This window comes from Flavobacterium frigoris (genome assembly GCF_900111075.1).
In the GTDB taxonomy this organism is placed as follows: Bacteria; Bacteroidota; Bacteroidia; order Flavobacteriales; family Flavobacteriaceae; genus Flavobacterium; species Flavobacterium frigoris.
This window is the reverse complement of sequence record NZ_FOFZ01000002.1, coordinates 13,133-30,325: the sequence shown is the minus strand read 5'-3', so window position 1 is coordinate 30,325 and position 17,193 is coordinate 13,133. Positions and strand designations below refer to the sequence as shown.

16 protein-coding genes are annotated in these 17,193 nt (G+C 33.3%); 8 read left to right on the top strand and 8 right to left on the bottom strand.

Features of this window, described 5'->3' with window-relative positions; all coding sequences use genetic code 11:
- Nucleotides 1-12 precede the first annotated feature (12 nt).
- The 5 genes from BMW63_RS03205 to BMW63_RS03185 all read right to left on the bottom strand — a co-directional run bounded on the left by BMW63_RS03205 (nucleotide 13) and on the right by BMW63_RS03185 (nucleotide 6,678).
- Entirely contained in the window at nucleotides 13-1,284 is a 1,272-nt protein-coding gene (locus tag BMW63_RS03205) for an adenylosuccinate synthase (RefSeq protein WP_074721224.1), read from the bottom strand.
- A 62-nt stretch (nucleotides 1,285-1,346) separates the two neighbouring features.
- Nucleotides 1,347-1,820, bottom strand: coding sequence for a Fur family transcriptional regulator (locus tag BMW63_RS03200; protein ID WP_074721222.1), 474 nt, complete (start codon nucleotides 1,818-1,820; stop codon nucleotides 1,347-1,349).
- 151 nt (nucleotides 1,821-1,971) lie between these two features.
- A complete protein-coding gene (locus BMW63_RS03195; protein ID WP_074722010.1) occupies nucleotides 1,972-4,191 on the bottom strand; it encodes a RelA/SpoT family protein in 2,220 nt (739 codons plus the stop codon).
- A 118-nt stretch (nucleotides 4,192-4,309) separates the two neighbouring features.
- On the bottom strand, nucleotides 4,310-5,854 hold the full coding sequence (locus BMW63_RS03190) for a serine hydrolase (protein ID WP_074721220.1): 1,545 nt from the start codon (nucleotides 5,852-5,854) through the stop codon (nucleotides 4,310-4,312).
- Nucleotides 5,855-5,892: 38 nt separating this feature from the next.
- Nucleotides 5,893-6,678, bottom strand: coding sequence for a TrmH family RNA methyltransferase (locus tag BMW63_RS03185; RefSeq protein WP_074721218.1), 786 nt, complete (start codon nucleotides 6,676-6,678; stop codon nucleotides 5,893-5,895).
- 210 nt (nucleotides 6,679-6,888) lie between these two features.
- On the opposite strand from BMW63_RS03185, the gene BMW63_RS03180 reads away from it, so the two are divergent.
- Genes BMW63_RS03180 through BMW63_RS03165 form a run of 4 tightly spaced genes read left to right on the top strand, consistent with a single transcriptional unit; the run spans nucleotide 6,889 to nucleotide 10,904 of the window.
- Entirely contained in the window at nucleotides 6,889-7,491 is a 603-nt protein-coding gene (locus BMW63_RS03180) for a trimeric intracellular cation channel family protein (protein ID WP_074721216.1), read from the top strand.
- A 35-nt stretch (nucleotides 7,492-7,526) separates the two neighbouring features.
- Nucleotides 7,527-8,477, top strand: a complete 951-nt coding sequence (locus BMW63_RS03175) for a GNAT family N-acetyltransferase (protein WP_139174186.1) — start codon at nucleotides 7,527-7,529, stop codon at nucleotides 8,475-8,477.
- On the top strand, nucleotides 8,474-9,628 hold the full coding sequence (locus BMW63_RS03170) for a DegT/DnrJ/EryC1/StrS family aminotransferase (protein WP_074721212.1): 1,155 nt from the start codon (nucleotides 8,474-8,476) through the stop codon (nucleotides 9,626-9,628). Before BMW63_RS03175 ends, BMW63_RS03170 begins: the two co-directional genes overlap by 4 nt.
- Before the next feature lies 1 nt (nucleotide 9,629).
- Entirely contained in the window at nucleotides 9,630-10,904 is a 1,275-nt protein-coding gene (locus tag BMW63_RS03165) for an O-antigen translocase (RefSeq protein ID WP_074721210.1), read from the top strand.
- On the opposite strand, the gene BMW63_RS03160 is transcribed toward BMW63_RS03165, so the two are convergent.
- On the bottom strand, nucleotides 10,901-12,037 hold the full coding sequence (locus BMW63_RS03160; protein WP_074721208.1) for a glycosyltransferase: 1,137 nt from the start codon (nucleotides 12,035-12,037) through the stop codon (nucleotides 10,901-10,903). The genes BMW63_RS03165 and BMW63_RS03160 overlap by 4 nt on opposite strands.
- Nucleotides 12,038-12,078: 41 nt before the next feature.
- On the opposite strand from BMW63_RS03160, the gene BMW63_RS03155 reads away from it, so the two are divergent.
- Together BMW63_RS03155 and BMW63_RS03150 are read left to right on the top strand one after the other, a co-directional pair.
- Nucleotides 12,079-13,176, top strand: a complete 1,098-nt coding sequence (locus BMW63_RS03155; protein WP_074721206.1) for a glycosyltransferase — start codon at nucleotides 12,079-12,081, stop codon at nucleotides 13,174-13,176.
- Nucleotides 13,166-13,573, top strand: coding sequence for a sugar 3,4-ketoisomerase (locus tag BMW63_RS03150; RefSeq protein ID WP_074721204.1), 408 nt, complete (start codon nucleotides 13,166-13,168; stop codon nucleotides 13,571-13,573). Before BMW63_RS03155 ends, BMW63_RS03150 begins: the two co-directional genes overlap by 11 nt.
- Here BMW63_RS03150 and BMW63_RS03145 read toward each other — a convergent pair.
- Entirely contained in the window at nucleotides 13,556-14,482 is a 927-nt protein-coding gene (locus BMW63_RS03145; protein WP_074721202.1) for a glycosyltransferase family 2 protein, read from the bottom strand. The genes BMW63_RS03150 and BMW63_RS03145 overlap by 18 nt on opposite strands.
- Before the next feature lie 50 nt (nucleotides 14,483-14,532).
- Between BMW63_RS03145 and BMW63_RS03140 the strand changes: the two genes are divergently transcribed.
- A complete protein-coding gene (locus tag BMW63_RS03140) occupies nucleotides 14,533-15,678 on the top strand; it encodes a glycosyltransferase family protein (RefSeq protein WP_074721200.1) in 1,146 nt (381 codons plus the stop codon).
- On the top strand, nucleotides 15,656-16,468 hold the full coding sequence (locus BMW63_RS03135) for a 2OG-Fe(II) oxygenase (protein ID WP_074721198.1): 813 nt from the start codon (nucleotides 15,656-15,658) through the stop codon (nucleotides 16,466-16,468). Before BMW63_RS03140 ends, BMW63_RS03135 begins: the two co-directional genes overlap by 23 nt.
- A 6-nt stretch (nucleotides 16,469-16,474) precedes the next feature.
- Here the strand turns inward: BMW63_RS03135 and BMW63_RS03130 are convergent, their stop codons facing one another.
- Entirely contained in the window at nucleotides 16,475-17,158 is a 684-nt protein-coding gene (locus tag BMW63_RS03130) for a cell division ATP-binding protein FtsE (RefSeq protein ID WP_074722008.1), read from the bottom strand.
- Nucleotides 17,159-17,193 lie beyond the last annotated feature (35 nt).

The following is a 17,193-nucleotide window of genomic DNA, read 5'->3' as shown; positions in this document are numbered from 1 at the left end:
CGTTAGTTAATCTTATTTAGTAATTGTTTGTTTTCTATCTGGCCCTACAGAGACAATTTTGATAGGAACTTCAACTTCTTTTTCAATAAAGTCAATGTATTCTTTTAGTTCTTTTGGTAATTCATCGTATGTAGTCATACCCGTCAAATCTGCTTTCCAACCTTTGAATTCTTTGTAAACTGGAGTTACATTTTCTGGTTCAATGTTGTAAGGGAAGTGAGCGATGTTTTTACCTTTATAGGTGTACTCAGTACAGATTTTTAAAGTTTCAAATCCTGAAAGTACATCACCTTTCATCATCATTAATTGTGTAACGCCATTTACTTGAATAGCATATTTCAATGCTACTAAGTCTAACCAACCACAACGTCTTTGTCTTCCTGTAACAGATCCAAATTCATTTCCTACTCTTGCCATTGTAGTACCGTCTTCGTCAAAAAGTTCAGTAGGAAATGGTCCGCTACCTACACGTGTTACGTAAGCTTTGAATATTCCGTATACTTCTTTGATTTTGTTAGGAGCAATTCCTAAACCGGTACAAGCTCCTGCAGCAGTAGTATTAGAAGAAGTTACAAATGGATATGTTCCAAAGTCTACATCCAGTAAAGAACCTTGAGCTCCTTCACATAGTATTGATTTACCCGCTTTTTGAGCTTGGTGTAAATATTCTTCACTATCAATAAAATCAAGTTTTTTCAAATCTTCGATAGATTCAAAAAATTCTTTTTCAAGTTCTTCTAAGTTATATTGAATGTTTACATCATAAAATGCAATCATTGCTTCATGCTTGTCAGCAAGTGCTCGATATCTTTCTTTGAAATCTTCTAATTCGATATCGCCAACACGAATTCCGTTTCTACCGGTTTTGTCCATGTAAGTTGGTCCAATACCTTTCAATGTAGAACCAATTTTAGCTTTCCCTTTTGAAGCTTCAGAAGCAGCATCTAGCAAACGGTGAGTTGGTAAAATTAAATGTGCTTTTCTTGAAATGATTAATTTCGATTTAATATCTAAATTAAATTTAGCTAAACCGTCAACTTCACCTTTAAAAACAACTGGGTCGATTACAACACCATTTCCAATAATATTAATGTTATTATCGTGAAAAATTCCAGAAGGAATAGTTCTAAGGACATGTTTTATTCCGTCAAATTCTAAAGTATGTCCAGCATTTGGTCCACCTTGAAAACGAGCAATAATATCGTATTTTGAAGTAAGTACATCAACAATTTTTCCTTTTCCTTCATCTCCCCATTGTAATCCTAGTAATAAATCTACGGTCATTCTGTTTATTATTTGCAGTTAATTATTTATTTGCTGAACCTCTCGCAAGTGATTCGTATTTTTTAAATTTCAGTTTCTGATATTGGTTTTTTCTTAACTCCGTATAGATATAAGGAGTGATTGGTGATTTCAATATCAAATATTTCTTCGATTGTTTTTTTGATGCTTTGTATTCTTGGATCGCAAAATTCAATCACTTCTCCCGTATCTGTCATGATAATATGATCATGTTGTTTATCGAAGTATGATTTTTCGTAATGTGCTTGATTTTGACCAAACTGATGTTTGCGAACTAAAGCACAGTCCAATAATAACTCAATTGTATTGTATAAAGTAGCTCTACTGACACGGTAGTTTTTGTTTTTCATTTTGATATAAAGATTCTCTATATCAAAATGCTCTTCACTTTCATAAATTTCTTGAAGGATAGAATAACGTTCTGGAGTTTTTCGATGCCCTTTTTTTTCAAGATACATTGTAAATACATTTTTTACAATTTCTTGGTTTTTGTTGTTATCTGTTGAAATGAGTGTCATATCTGGCAAAGATAAATTATTTATTCTAATAGTTTTCAAGTTTAAAGACTTATAAGAGCATAAATTGTGAGTTTTGAAACAAAAAGAACTTAATTACTGTAGTCCTTAACGAGTCGGCAAAACCGATAATTATGCTTTAATCCTAATGCTTTTATTTTTTATAAACACGGGTTACCTTATCGATTCCGTCGATTTTTTTAATATTATCGATTAGTTTATTCAGTATAGTACTATTCTGAACGACAACAATTAATTGTCCTTTGAATAGTCCAGCATCTCCGTTCAAGGATATGCTTTGAATGTTGACCTGCATATTATTCGAAATTACTTTAGTCAACTCATTTGTAAGTCCTAACGTATCCATTCCTGTAATATTGATGATGGCCTTAAATTCTTGTTGTGAAGAATCAATCCATTTGGCTTGCATGATACGATACGCATAGTTCGATTGCATTGCGATTGCATTTGGACAATCTTTTTTATGTACTTTTATACCTTCATTTATAGTGACAAAGCCGAAAACTGGATCTCCTGGAATAGGATTACAGCAGGCTGATAGTTTGTAATCTAGTTTATCTTGTTCCTTACCAAATACCAGCATGTCATAATTGCTGCTCAGTACTTGTTTGTGCAGATCTGCATCGGCAGTCTGCCCAGAACGTTTCATTTTGCTTTTAAAGAAATTGATTAATGTATTGCTTTTTTGGGCAGCATAATCTTTAAGTTGTTGGTTTTCAATTGATCCTACCCCAACTCTGTAAAATAAATCTAAACTGGTTTTTAGTTTGAAAAAATTGACTAACTCATTAACTACATTCTCATTTAAAGTTATTTTTAAGTGTTTTAATTTACGAGTAAGAACTTCTTTTCCGTCTTCAGCAATTTTTTTAGTATTCTCGTTTAAGACATTTCTAATCTTATTTTTTGCTCTGGATGTGGTTACGTAATCAAGCCAGTTGATCGTTGGTTTTTGATTTTGAGAAGTGATAATTTCGACCTGATCGCCATTTTTTAATTCATAATTTAAAGGAACTAATTTTCCGTTTACACGCGTTCCCCGAGTCTTAATTCCTATTTCTGAATGTATGCCAAATGCAAAATCCAGCGAAGTGGCTCCCTTTGGTAACGATTTGATGTCTCCTTTTGGGGTAAAAACATAGATCTCTTTTGAATACAGATTCATTTTAAAATCCTCAACAAAATCTACGGCACTGGTTTCTGAATTTTCAAGTGCTTCTTTAAGTAAGTTCAACCAAACATCCAAACCACCTTCTTCTGTGGCGCCATTTTTATATTTGTAATGAGCTGCATACCCTTTTTCTGCAATCTCATCCATACGCTCGCTGCGTACTTGTACTTCTACCCAACGCCCTTTTGGTCCCATAACCGTAATGTGCAATGCTTCATATCCGGTAGATTTAGGAGAGGATATCCAATCGCGCAAACGGCTTGGGCTCGGGCGATAATGGTCGGTTACAATGGAATATATTTTCCATGCTAGAAATTTTTCATCGTGCGGATTTGCTTTGTAAACGATCCGAAGTGCAAACTTATCATAGACTTCATCAAAACTTACATTTTGAGCCAGCATTTTTCTTCTGATAGAATAGATAGATTTTGGACGACCTTTTATAACATATTCAACTCCTTCAGCGTCTAAAGAGCTTTTAATCACGTCAGAGATGTCTTTTATGTAGGCATCTTGTTGTTCTTTTGTCTCTTTAATTTTGCTAACGATATTGTTGTAAACGATAGGTTCAGTGTATTTTAGCCCTAAATCTTCCAGTTTTGTTTTGATGTTGTATAATCCTAAACGATGGGCAAGAGGTGCATAGATATATAAAGTCTCAGAGGCAATTTTGACTTGTTTATGGTTTTCCATGGACTCCATAGTTTGCATGTTGTGCAATCTATCGGCTATTTTTATTAGGATAACGCGCACATCATCATTAAGCGTCAATAACATTTTACGGAAATTTTCGGCTTGCATCGATACGTTCATATCTTTTTGAACCAACGAAATCTTAGTTAACCCTTCTACAAGTTGCGCCACTTTTGGATTAAAAATCCGTTCAATGTCTTTAACGGTAGTGGGAGTGTCTTCCACAACATCATGTAATAATGCTGCGGCAATAGAAGTGGCACCCAATCCTATTTCTGAAGCGACTATTTTTGCCACGGCAATAGGGTGGAAGATATAGGCTTCCCCTGATTTTCTTCGTTGTTCTTTATGAGCTTCTACTGAAACATCAAATGCTTTACGTATTAGTTTCTTGTCTTCAGTAGTCAAGGTCTGGTAACTAATGCGCAGTAATTCTTTGTATTCCTGAGCAATTGCTTTGTTCTCTTTTTCTATATCTATTTCTGTCATAGCGGCATGGTTCATTTTCTAAAAATAACTATAAGTTAGCAAATATGCAAGAGATAAATTTCTACCTAATATTTAATATTCCGATTGGTCTTTCAATGATGTTTTAGGGTTATTTTTTTTAGATTCGAATAAAATCCAAATCTTGAAAATCATAGCTAAAATCGGTTAAATCAGAGATGGGATTCATTTTTAAAGTAAGGGCTTTTCCTTTTTCATCAAAGCTAAAAAAGAGATGCGCATCAGCATGCAAATAGGCGTTATTCCACTTAACTACATAGTTTCCTTTTTTATAGAAAAACACTTCTCCACTAAGTTGAGAAGAACGTTTCGATTCAAAAAATAACCTCCCTTTTTTCTCGCTTATCACAACATCTCCAAACCATTTGTCTTGATACGTTCCTGTAATTGAAGTTAGGTCAACTTTTACTTTGTCTTTTTTGTTTTTGGCAACCGTAGCCCAAACTTCATCCGTCACTTTATCAGCACTTTCTTCATTGGCTTTAATACGGTTACTGTATATTGTCACATAATCGTCTGATACAATATCTAAATAGCTGTCTTTTATGGTGTTTGTAATGGCGTTAAATGCGGCACCTGATTGTTGGTTTGTCAATACAATAATCCCTAACTGTAATTCAGGAATATAAGTAGTCTGTGTTACAATTCCCTCAAGTCCACCAGTATGTGTTACTTGCTTGTATCCTTTTACATCACTTAAAAACCAACCTAGTCCATACCCATTAAAATGTGTATTGTAGGGAGCCCTAGTTTTGGTTGGAATAATAGTTTGTAACTGCCACATTTCATCATGCTCTTTCTCTGAAAATAACTGCTTATTTTCAGGACCATATTTTCCATTATTCATTTGCATAATTGCCCATTTGCTCAAATCGTTCACACTAGAATAGATTCCGGCCGCTGCATCAAAAAGTTGGTTTTTGTAGCGTTTGATCACTTTTAACTTTCCATTGATGGGTACGTGAGGGGCAATGATATTTGTTGAATCTTTTAAGCGAACAAATGAAGCTGCGCTGTGATTCATTTCGAGTGGTGCCATAATACGCTCCTCAACAAAATCACACCAGCTTTTTCCGCTGACTACATGAATCACTTCGCCAGCAACAATATATAATAGATTGTCATAATCATATTTAGTTCTAAAAGCCGAAACAGGCTTCAAGTATTGTAAGTTTTGAATAATATCAGTAGCTGTAAAGTTACTTCCGTCAGGCCAAATCATTAAATCTCCTGCTCCAAGCCCAAGCCCGCTTCTGTGTGTCAATAAATCACGGATGGTGAATTCCTGAGTTACGTAATCATTATACATTTTAAAGTTAGGAAGGTATTTGATGACTTTATCGTCCCATTTTATTTTTCCTTCATCCACTAATATGGCTAGTGATGCGCTTGTAAAAGCTTTACTGTTAGAAGCAATGCCAAATAAAGTATTGGCATCCACTTTTTCTTTTGTATCGATAGATTTTACTCCATATCCTTTAGCAAGAATTACTTTTCCGTCTTTTATAATCGCTACCGCAATTCCGGGGACATTAAAGGCAGTTAAGGTTTTGTTTACCAATGCGTCCACTTGCGGTTCTGTTATTTGTCCGAAGGAAACTGTTGTTGTGATTAATGCTATTAGAGCGAATAATTTATTTTTCATATTCTTATTTGTTTAATGGTGGAATCAAAAATGTAATTTTAAAACCCTCTTTGCCTTTTAGCTTCAAAAATCAATATTGCTGCAGCAACTGAAACATTCATACTGTCGATTTCGCCCTGCATTGGGATTATAATATTTTGTGTGGCAGCATCACGCCAATCTTGCGTCAGACCTGTTGCTTCCGTACCTACAACTAGCGCTGTTGGTGTAGTGTAATCTACTGTATGATAAGACGTTGAATTCTGTAAAGTCGCACAATAGAAATTGATTTTTTTTTCTTTTAGGAAAGTAATTATTTCTGCTGTCGTTCCTGTTGCAATTTGGTTTGTGAACAAACAGCCTACACTGGAGCGAACAATATTTGGGTTATAAAGATCACTTTTTGGATTTGCAATAATTACGGCATCAAGATTAGCTGCGTCTGCAGTTCGCAATAAAGCACCAATGTTTCCTGGCTTCTCCGGTGCTTCGGCAACAAGAATCAATGGGTTGTCTGATAACTTTAAATCAGACAGTTGTTGCGATTTTATTTTGGCTATAGCCAAAATACCCTCAGTAGTATCGCGATACGCCAGCTTTTGAAAAACCTCTTTGTTGATTTCAATCAGCTCGGTAGTTCTTGATATTTTTTTCGCTTCAATTTCAGTGCAAATTTCAGGATAAAATAGAATGGTTTCTATTTCGTAACCTCCTTTTAGTGCCAAGGAAATTTCGCGTTTTCCTTCTATTAAGAAAGTGCCTGTTTGCTTGCGGTTTTTAGCTTTTTCTTGTAATAATACCAAAGATTTTATGAATGGATTTTGAATTGAAGTGATTTGTTTCAAGATATTCTAAAATTTAATTATTATTTAGGAAACAAAGATACATAGAGAACAGGCAGTTTTAAAAATTTGAAACAGAATATTTGTAAATCTAGAAAGCGATTCGATAGATATGTTTGTCAGAACTACTTTACGCCAGTATTTTTCTTTAATTTTGCGGCAATTGTTTTAGAGAAAACAATACGATTTCCTCAATTTAAATTCATAAAAATCATGTTTCATTTATTGGATATTATAGGAACAATTGCTTTTGCTTTGTCGGGAGCGTTGACTGCTATGAGTAAAAAGCTTGATCTTTTTGGTGTATTTATTATTGCCTTTGTAACAGCAGTAGGTGGAGGAACCTTGCGCGATGTGATGATTGGGAGCACACCTGTGGGATGGATGCTTAATTTAGAGTACGTATACGTGATAGGCATCGCCTTTGTTTTAGCCCTAGTATTTAGAAAGAAATTCGACCGACTTCGCACGTCGCTATTATTATTCGATACGATTGGACTTGGGGTTTTTACTTTGATTGGTCTCGAAAAAGGAATTAATATTGGGCTACACCCTGCAGTTTGCATTGCTTTAGGAACCATGACTGCTTGTTTTGGAGGTGTTATTCGAGATATTTTATGTACTGAAATCCCGGTAATTTTCAGAAAAGAAATTTATGCTACTATTTGTATCTTGGGCGGAATTGTTTTTTTTATTCTAAAAAAATTCAATTTAGAGAATGATATTTTATACTTAATAACCTCATTGGTAATTATTTCAGTTCGTTTAATGGCGGTGAAATTCAAATGGTATTTGCCCACTTTAGAAAACGAGTAAAAAATGATTACTTTCACAAAGTCTAAAAATTAATAGTGAAAAATTATTACGTCAAACAATATCAAGGTAGCGATTATGCAAATTGGAATGCTTTTATAAGCAAAGCCAAAAATGCAACTTTTCTTTTTCATCGGGATTTCATGGAATACCATTCAGATCGATTTCAAGATTATTCCTTATTGGTTTTTGAAGAAGACAAACTTATTGCGGTATTACCTGCAAACAGAGTTGGAGAGACCGTGTATTCTCATCAAGGTTTGACTTATGGCGGGGTAGTTTATACTTCTAAAATAAATAGCGAAAAAGTAACTGATATTATTGACGCCATTTTATCTTTTTTTAAAGAGAAAAGGGTGCGTTTTTTTTATTTTAAACCCATTCCTTCTTTTTATACTTCTGGGGGAAATCATGAAATAGATTTTTTTCTACTTAAAAAGGGAGCATTTCTAGATAAAAAAGAGATGAATATGGCCATAAATTTAGCACTGCCATTAACAATTTCAAAAAGCAAATTAAAGCATTTGAGGAAAATGGAAGATCCCGATTTAGAAATAGTCGAAGAAGATCAATTGGAAGCTTTTTGGAAATTGGTTTTGGAGCCAAGATTATGGGAGAAATATAATGCTAAACCAGTTCATACAATACAAGAAATAACAAAGTTAAAGAACAACTTTCTTAATAATATCAAACAGTTTTCTGTGTATTATAACAATGATATAATTGCAGGAATAACACTGTTTGAAACGGATACAGTAGTGAAATCACAATACGGAGCTACAACCAAAAAAGGGGAGGAGTTGCGTGCATTGGATTTTTTATTCATTACTTTAATTAAAAAATACAAGAGAGAAGGTAAACTTTTTTTCGATATGGGAATTGTTAATGAAGATAATGAAAAAGGATACCATGCTGGACTTTTGAAACAAAAAGAAGAATTGGGTTGCTCTGTTTACAGTCAGGATTTTTATAAAATGAATCTTATATGATACCATTCCTTGATTTAAAGAAAATAAATGAGCCTTATGAAACAGCTTTTCAAGAGAAATTGAAATTGGTTTTAGCAAGTGGATGGTATATATTAGGGAATGAAGTAAAAGAATTTGAATTTAATTTTGCTACTTTTTGTAAAGCAAAACACTGCATCGGAGTTGGGAATGGTTTTGATGCCTTAACGCTGATTTTTAAAGGCTATATTCAGTTGGAGAAATTACAAAAAGGCGATGAAGTCATCGTTCCTGCCAATACGTATATCGCGAGTATTCTGGCAATTTTAGAAGCAGGTTTGATTCCGGTTTTGGTCGAGCCAAAGTTGGACACTTATAACATCAATCCAGATTTAATCGTAGAAAAAATCACTCTGAAGACAAAAGCAATTTTGGCCGTTCACTTATATGGACAATTAGCCGAAATGGATGCTATAAATACTATTGCAGCTAAACATAATTTGCTGGTAGTCGAAGATGCCGCTCAAGCTCATGGAGCGGTAGCAAATTATAATTTCCAAATTCCAAATTCCAAAACACAATCGGATGATAATTTCGCAATTTTACTAGCTCCCCGTTCGGGGGCGGGGGGGGCTTCTGCGTACAGTTTTTATCCTGGAAAAAATCTGGGAGCGTTGGGGGATGGTGGTGCGATAATTACGAATGATTCGGCATTAGCCAAAATCGTATTTTCACTTCGTAATTATGGTTCAGAAACCAAATACTACAATGAGTATGCGGGAGTAAATTCAAGGTTAGATGAGTTGCAAGCCGCTTTTTTAAATGTGAAATTACCGCATTTAGATGCTGAAAATGAACAACGTAGAAGGATTGCGAGAAGGTATTTGGCAGAAATTAAAAACGATAAAATAATGTTGCCCAAATGGGATTCTTCAAATAATCATGTCTTCCATTTGTTTGTGATTCGAACAGAAAAAAGAGCGGAATTACAAAAGTATTTACATGAAAATGGAATACAGACCGTAATTCATTATCCAGTTCCTCCGCATAAACAAAAAGCGTTATCTGAATGGAATGATCTGTCTTTTCCTATTACCGAAATAATACATGAAACGGTATTGAGTTTACCTATAAGTCCTGTTTTGACAGATGAAGAAGTGACTTTAATTATAGCAATTTTAAATAAATATTGATTTGGAAGTTTTGAAAAAAATATACCGATCACAGCTGTTTAAAATAAGTTCTTTAAATAGCTTAAGCATTATATTAAAAATTGGAATTGGGTTAGTTACGTCTAAATTGCTAGCTGTTTTTGTTGGGCCAAGTGGCATGGCTTTAGTTGGGAATCTCAGAAACTTTATGACTTCAGTAGAAAGTATTTCTACTTTGGGTTTCCAAAACGGAATTGTGAAATATGTAGCCGAGATTAAAGAAGAAAAGCCGCGTCTTCAAAAATTATTGTCCACTATTTTTATAAGTTTAGTTGTTGTTGCTATTCTCTTAAGCGGCGTTTTATTTTTATTTGCCGCATTTTGGAACCAAGAAATATTTGGAAATAATTACCAATATAAGTCTATTTTCAGAGCATTAGCATTGGCCTTGCCCTGGTATGTCATCTCCATCTTTTTAATTTCCGTTCTCAATGGTTTGGGTAGCTTTAAAAGGGTGATTTGGATTAACAGTATCGGAAATGCTATCGGATTGCTAGTTTCGATAGCTTTAATTTTGGAGTATAGAACCTTTGGAGCATTATTAGCGATTGTTGTTTCACCGGCTTTATTATTTTTTGTCAGTTTCTATTTTGTCAACAAAGAAATTGATGTTTTTAAATCAATCAGCCGTAGTGATTTTGATTTCGCGATCATAAAGAATTTGTCTTCCTATTCATTAATGGCATTGGTTTCATCCGTTTTAGGACCTTTAGTTTTTCTTGCGATACGAAATAATATTATTCAAACGCTCGATTATAACCAGGCGGGCTATTGGGAAACGATGATGCGTATTTCGACATATTATATGCTTTTTGCAAGTACTATTTTGACAGTTTATTTTTTACCTAAACTTGCTGTCGTAAAAAATAATCAAGAAACGAAAATCGTTTTTTGGAGTTATTATAAATGGATATTACCTGTTTTTATTGTAGGGGTGACTATTGTTTATTTTTTACGTTTTTATATTGTAAAATTACTTTTTACGCAGGAGTTTTTACCGGTGACCACTTTGTTCTTTTGGCAGTTAGTAGGAGATGTGTTAAAAGTGGCCTCGTTGATTTTAGGCTATCAGTTTTTTGCTAAAAAACTTACAGCAGCCTTTATTTTTACTGAATTATTATCTCTTTCTATCAATTACTTCTCCAGTATATTCTTAGTCTCAATTTATGGGTTAGAAGGGATTGTAATGGCGCATGCCTTGACGTATTTCGTATACTTAGTGGTGCTTGGGGTTTATTTTAGGAAAAGCTTATTTTAGCTTTCGGACCAGGTTTTTATGTACCGTTCAGCAATTTTGATATAATCATGCTCCTTCTCTATAAATGCTCTGGCACGTTTACCAATTGCAATAATTTCATTGGGGTTTTCAATTAAAAAAGACAGTTCGTTGACTAGATAATCCACATCAGCGATGGTATTGATGGCTACTTTAGCAGACAGGTTGTAATGCTCTATGAATTGCTGCTCTGCGCCCGTAAAAACCACCTTTCCTTTAGCCATGGCCTCTAAGGCATTGTAGCCTTGGTCGTGAGCATACGTTTGATCTAGTAAAATATGCGCTTTATTATAGGAATTAATGTAGGCGGCATAAGGAACATCTCGTGTTGTAATAATTTCTACTTTGTTCCCGTATTTAGACTCAATTATTTTTAAGGCTTTTTCGAAAAAATCATTTCCTTTCTTGTGATAATTTGCGGTGTTGATTCCGTGAAAAATGATAAGTTTATCTTCGATTTCTAATGGTTGAAAATCAATTTTGTTGGTGTTGATTGGGTTAGGAATTAGACCTAAATATTTTGAATTTTGAAGTAAAGGAAAATGATAATCCAGATCAGAGGCAATAATGCCTTCAATGTTTGAGTAAATTAATTGATGAAGTTTCTTAAACGATTTTGTTTTGAATTTCAATACGTTTTCAAAACTTTTAGTACTAATTCGACCTAATAAATAAGCTTGAATTACCGATTTAAAGTTGGGGGTTTCAAAGCAATATTTTACGTTTAAATAGTCATAACCAGAAGATAATAAGAAAGTTTTGGAGTTGTTTTTGAATAGATGTTTCAGGATTTTCTTTTCATAAAAATAGTTGCAATAAAAGCTGTTTTCATTGATAAGCTGTAAGACATCATAACCGGCGAAGTGATTTTGATTCTTTTTAAATTGGCGGTAGGTCAAATACGAGCTGACATCAAAACCAGACAGCAAATGAATTCCGACTTTTAATTTTTTTAAAAAACCGTTGTCCCATTTTTTTTTAATTGGGTAATCAATTGGATAATTTTTAAAGCCATCTTGGTGTCCTACAATGGAAACTTCATGACCCAATTCCTGCAAGCCTTCTTTAAGGGAGTTATGTAACCTACTAAATTCGCCAACAAGTAAAACTTTCATTTATATGTATATTTGACAAATATATTTACTTTTAGACAGGAATGATAAAAAACACAAATAAAGTCGCTATAATTTCGACCTCATTAGGAAATGGGGGAGCGGAAAAATTTGCTTCGTTGTTGAGTTTTATGTTGGAAAATTTAAATATCGAAGTGCATACTATCATTATAAATGATGCCGTTGACTATGAATATGCAGGTGAGTTGTTGAATTTGGGAATAGATACTGAAAGTCGATTTCCTTTTTTTAAGAAAATAAAAAAGGGGTTTCTATTGAATCGCTATTTAAAGGAGAAACAGATTAGTTGTATCATCGATAATAGACCTAGGAATAATTTGTTAAGAGAAATAATTACGAATTGGATTTATGGAGGGAGAAAAAAGATAGTTATCGTTCATAGTTTTAAATTAGAAAACTACTTTCCAAAGTCTGTATTTTGGTCTCAGTTTTTGTATCGAAAGGCAGCTAAGATAGTATGTGTTTCTGGTGCTATTGAAAAAGAGGTGAAGCTGAAATTTGATTTAAAGAATACCAAGACAATTCATAATCCTTTTGACTTTTCTAGAATACAAATTAGTAAGGATACTGCGACTACCGTAGATTACATCTTGTTTTTTGGGCGATTTGAAGAAAAAGTAAAGAATTTCAGCTTAATGCTTGAAGCTTTTTTTATTTCAAAATTGTTTTTACAGGGATTTCAACTATTCCTTTTGGGAGATGGTCCCGACTTAAACAAGATTCAAGATTCGATTAAAGAATTTCAACTAGAAGACTATGTGATAATTTTGCCTTTTAATAGCAATCCGTTTGATATTGTTCAAAATGCTAGATTTACGGTTTTAACGAGTCATTACGAAGGTTTTCCAATGTCGATTATAGAGTCCTTAGCTTTAGGCATACCGGTTGTCGCTGTGGATTGTAATTCAGGACCAAAAGAAATAGTCATTGATGAGTATAATGGCTTGTTGGTGGAAAATTACAATGCTATTACTCTCGCAGCTGCTTTTAACCGTATGATTTCAGATCGCGAGTTGTATGCTTTTTGTGAAAAAAATGCCGCTAAAAGTGTAGCACATTTATCTATAGAAACGATTTCAAAACAATGGGAATCCATTTTAAACAAAAACAATGACAACTAATAACGACGTTCAATTTATTAAAATTCCAAAAATTAAAGATCGTAGAGGTAATCTTTCGGTAATTGAAGGAGACACTATCCCTTTTGACGCAAAAAGAGTATATTATTTATATGATGTGCCTGGCGGAAGTAGAAGAGGAGGCCATTGCCATATGGAGCAGCAAGAGTTTTTAATCGCACTAAGCGGTAGTTTTGATGTGGTATTAAAAGATGGAAAGTCTAAAAAAGTGATGACACTCAATAAACCTAATATGGGATTGTTGATAGTAGACGGGATTTGGAGAGAATTAGAAAACTTTTCTTCGGGAGCCGTTTGTTTGGTTATGTCTTCAGCGGTATTCGATGAAGCTGATTATATCCGCGATTATAAAGATTTTAAATTATTTAAAAACCGATGAACCAAAACCAGAGTTAGTTAAAACTGTTTTTAAAGAAATTAATTGTTTCAAAATAAAAGAGGGAAGTAGCAATAGTATCCTTTTTTTTAATGCTAAATTTTTTAAGTCAATGGCGTCGTAATAATTTTGAAAGAGTGTTTTGTTTCCGGCCGTTTTGTGTTTTATAGCTAACGAAAATCGATTTAAATCAAGAAATATTTTCAAGTCGGGATTTGATTTTTCCTCTTCTTTGAATTTTGAAAAATCAACTTTAGTATCTAGATAGTTTTTATTTTTTGATAGGCTATTTTCATCATAAACGTACCTTGCTAAAATTTTCCAAGAAAAAAGTACGGGATATTTTAACCCAATACGAATCCACATATCGGTGTCTTGACCGCTTTTTATTTTGGTGTCAAAAGTACCTATCTCTTCGAAAATAGTTTTGTTAAAAACAGCACAGGAAGTACAAATTACCGTTTCCTTAGTACTTGCGGCGAAGTAATTCACAATTTCAAAATCCCCCGTTTTTGCTACTGAATAGTGTGCTGGAAATGTACTTTTTGAAGTTTCGATTTCTATCGCTGCTGAAAAAACTTTGATGTCAGGAAAACGATGTGTTCTTGCAAACATTTCTTCTAAAAATGTAGGATACCAGTAGTCATCAGCATCTATAAAGCTAATGTAATTGGATTGTGCTTTTTCGATTCCGTAATTTCGTGCTGACGAGGCTCCTCCGTTTTCTTTTGTGAAATAACGAATTCTGGGATCATCAAATGTTGCAATTATTTTTTCGCTGTTGTCCGTCGATCCATCATTGACAATCAGCACTTCAAAGTCCGTAAAAGTTTGAGATAACACACTGTTCAATGTATTTTTAATAAAATTTTCCTTGTTATATAATGGAATGACTACAGAGAAAAAAGGCATAAGTATCTTTTGTTTATCAAATATAGCTAAAATACATTATTTTTGTTACTATGGATTTAAGTAAAAGTATTCAAATCATCAGTTTTGACAATCCTTTTCCGCCAAAATACGGAGGAATAATTGATGTTTTTTATAAAATAGAGGCTTTGCATCGGTTAGGGTACAAAGTTTATTTACATTGTTTTGTTTCAGATATTGTAAAGTGTTCTCCGGAATTAAAATTAATTACTGAAAAAGTTTTTTTTTATTCTTCATCAAAAAATAGCTTTTTATTTTTTTCTAAAATTCCCTACTCTGTAATTTCGAGAAGAAACAAAGACTTATTGGCCAATATAGAAAAAATTGACGCGCCAATTTTGTTCGAGGGATTGAAAACTACTTATTTGGTGCACTCAGGCAAGCTGCTTAATCATTTGAAAATATTGAGATTACATAATATTGAACAGGATTATTTTAAAGGAATCGCTAGTAGCGAGAAATCGTTAGTTAGAAAAGTACTTTATTATTTCGAAAGTTTTAAATTCAAATACTACGAGAACATTATAAGCAAGTTTGATAAAGTTTTGACTATTTCTCATTTTGAAGAGGGATATGTGACAAAGAAATTCAATAATTCATGCTATGTCCCGGTTTTTCATGGGAATAGTTTTGTTAGTCATTTAAAAGGAAAAGGTGATTTCGTTTTATATCATGGAGATTTGAATACTGCAGATAATAGAAAATCAGTTGAGTTTTTAGTTTCGGTTTTTAAAGAATTGCCTGATTATAATTTAAGAATTGCTTCAGGTACTGGCGAAAAATTCGTGAAAAATTTAATTAAAAAACGAGAGAATGTGTTTTTTGACAAATTAAAAAATTTTGATGATTTAAAGTGTTTATTAGGTCAGGCACATATTAATGTAACTTGGTCATTTCAAAAGTCTGGCACTAAATTAAAGATTATAAATTCATTATTCAATAGTCGTTTTTCTATAATAAATGACAATATTATTGACGATGTTTTAATTTCAGATTTATGTTGTAAAGTTGAAAGTAAAGAAGAATTAATTCGGGCTATTAAAAAGTTGAACAACAAGTCTTTTACAGACTTTAATAGAAGATTTGAGGTGTTAGAACTGAACTTGAATGATAATACAAATGTTAAACTAATTGATGAAATAATTACCAGGAATAATGAAAAGAGAAGTGCTATCTGATTTAATATATCATAAAATTGGTTCCCAGAAAAAGAGTGTTGAAAAACAGTTTTCTGATTCAAGTGATTCTATTGGCTATTTCTTTATTGATGACTTGTTGCCATTAGAAATTGTCTCAAAAATACATCAAGTTTTTCCAAAACCAGAAGATTTGGTTTTGAAAAAAAGCATTCGGCAGGATAAATATGTTGGAGCTCAGATGAATTTATACAATCCTATATTGGAAGAAATTATTTATGCTTTTCAAGACAATAAGATTGTTGATTTGATTGGCGAAATTTGTCAAATCGAAGCGCCAATTCCAGATGAATTTCTTTATGCTGGAGGACTTTCAATGATGGGGAATAAACAATTCCTGAATCCACATTTGGATAATTCACACGATAAAGACCGAGAACGTTGGCGAGTTTTGAATTTATTATATTATGTCACTCCTGATTGGAATAAGGAATACGGCGGTAACCTCGAATTGTGGCCGGCTGGTTTACGGAAAGATCAAATTACAGTTCATAGTAAATTTAACAGATTGGTAGTGATGGTAACCCATAATGAATCCTTACACTCCGTCTCTCCCATAGTTTATAATGGATTTAGATGCTGTATTTCAAATTATTATTTTTCAAAAAAACCGGTTTTTGCATCGGATAAATTCCATGTTACTTCTTTTCGAGGAAGACCTGAAAATACATTTACAGATACGATTTTGAAAATGGATACTTTCTTACGAATGAATTTAAGAAAAATGTTTAAAAAGGGAATCAGAGAGAATCCACACGTTTATAAGAAATAAAACTAACTATACTGTTCTTTGAACTACTTCAAATATTTTAGTGTCTTCGCATTTTAAGGTCTTTGATGGAAACTTCATTAATAGAGCATAATCGTGGGTAGCCATTATTATTGTCTTTCCATTGGCGTTGATTTTTCTCAAAACCTCAAGTACTTCAGCGCTTGTTTGTGGATCTAAATTTCCGGTTGGCTCATCAGCAAGGATAAGGTCTGGGTCATTAAGTAAGGCTCTTGCAATGGCAACACGTTGTTGTTCTCCACCAGAAATTTGATGTGGCATTTTGCTGGCATATTCTTTCATTCCAACTTTATCCAACACTTCGTCAATTTTTCGGTCCATTTCCTCTTTAACTGTCCAGCCTGTAGCTTTAAGTACAAATAGCATATTGTCTTTAATAGTACGATCCGGAAGTAATTTGAAATCTTGGAATACAATACCTATTTTTCTTCTTAAAAACGGGATATCATCTTCTTTTAAGGTTTCTAAATCAAAATCTACAATGTGTGCTTCACCTTCTGTCAAGGGCATATCAGCATAAAGCGTTTTCATCAAACTACTTTTTCCTGAGCCTGTTTTTCCAATGATGTATAAGAATTCACCACGGTTTACGTCCAAATTAATATTTGATAAAATCACTTTATCTTCTTGATGAATCGTTACGTTTTTTAAAGACAGTATAGCTTGAGACATAATTAGCATTTGTTTATTGGGTAAAAGTAATAAGA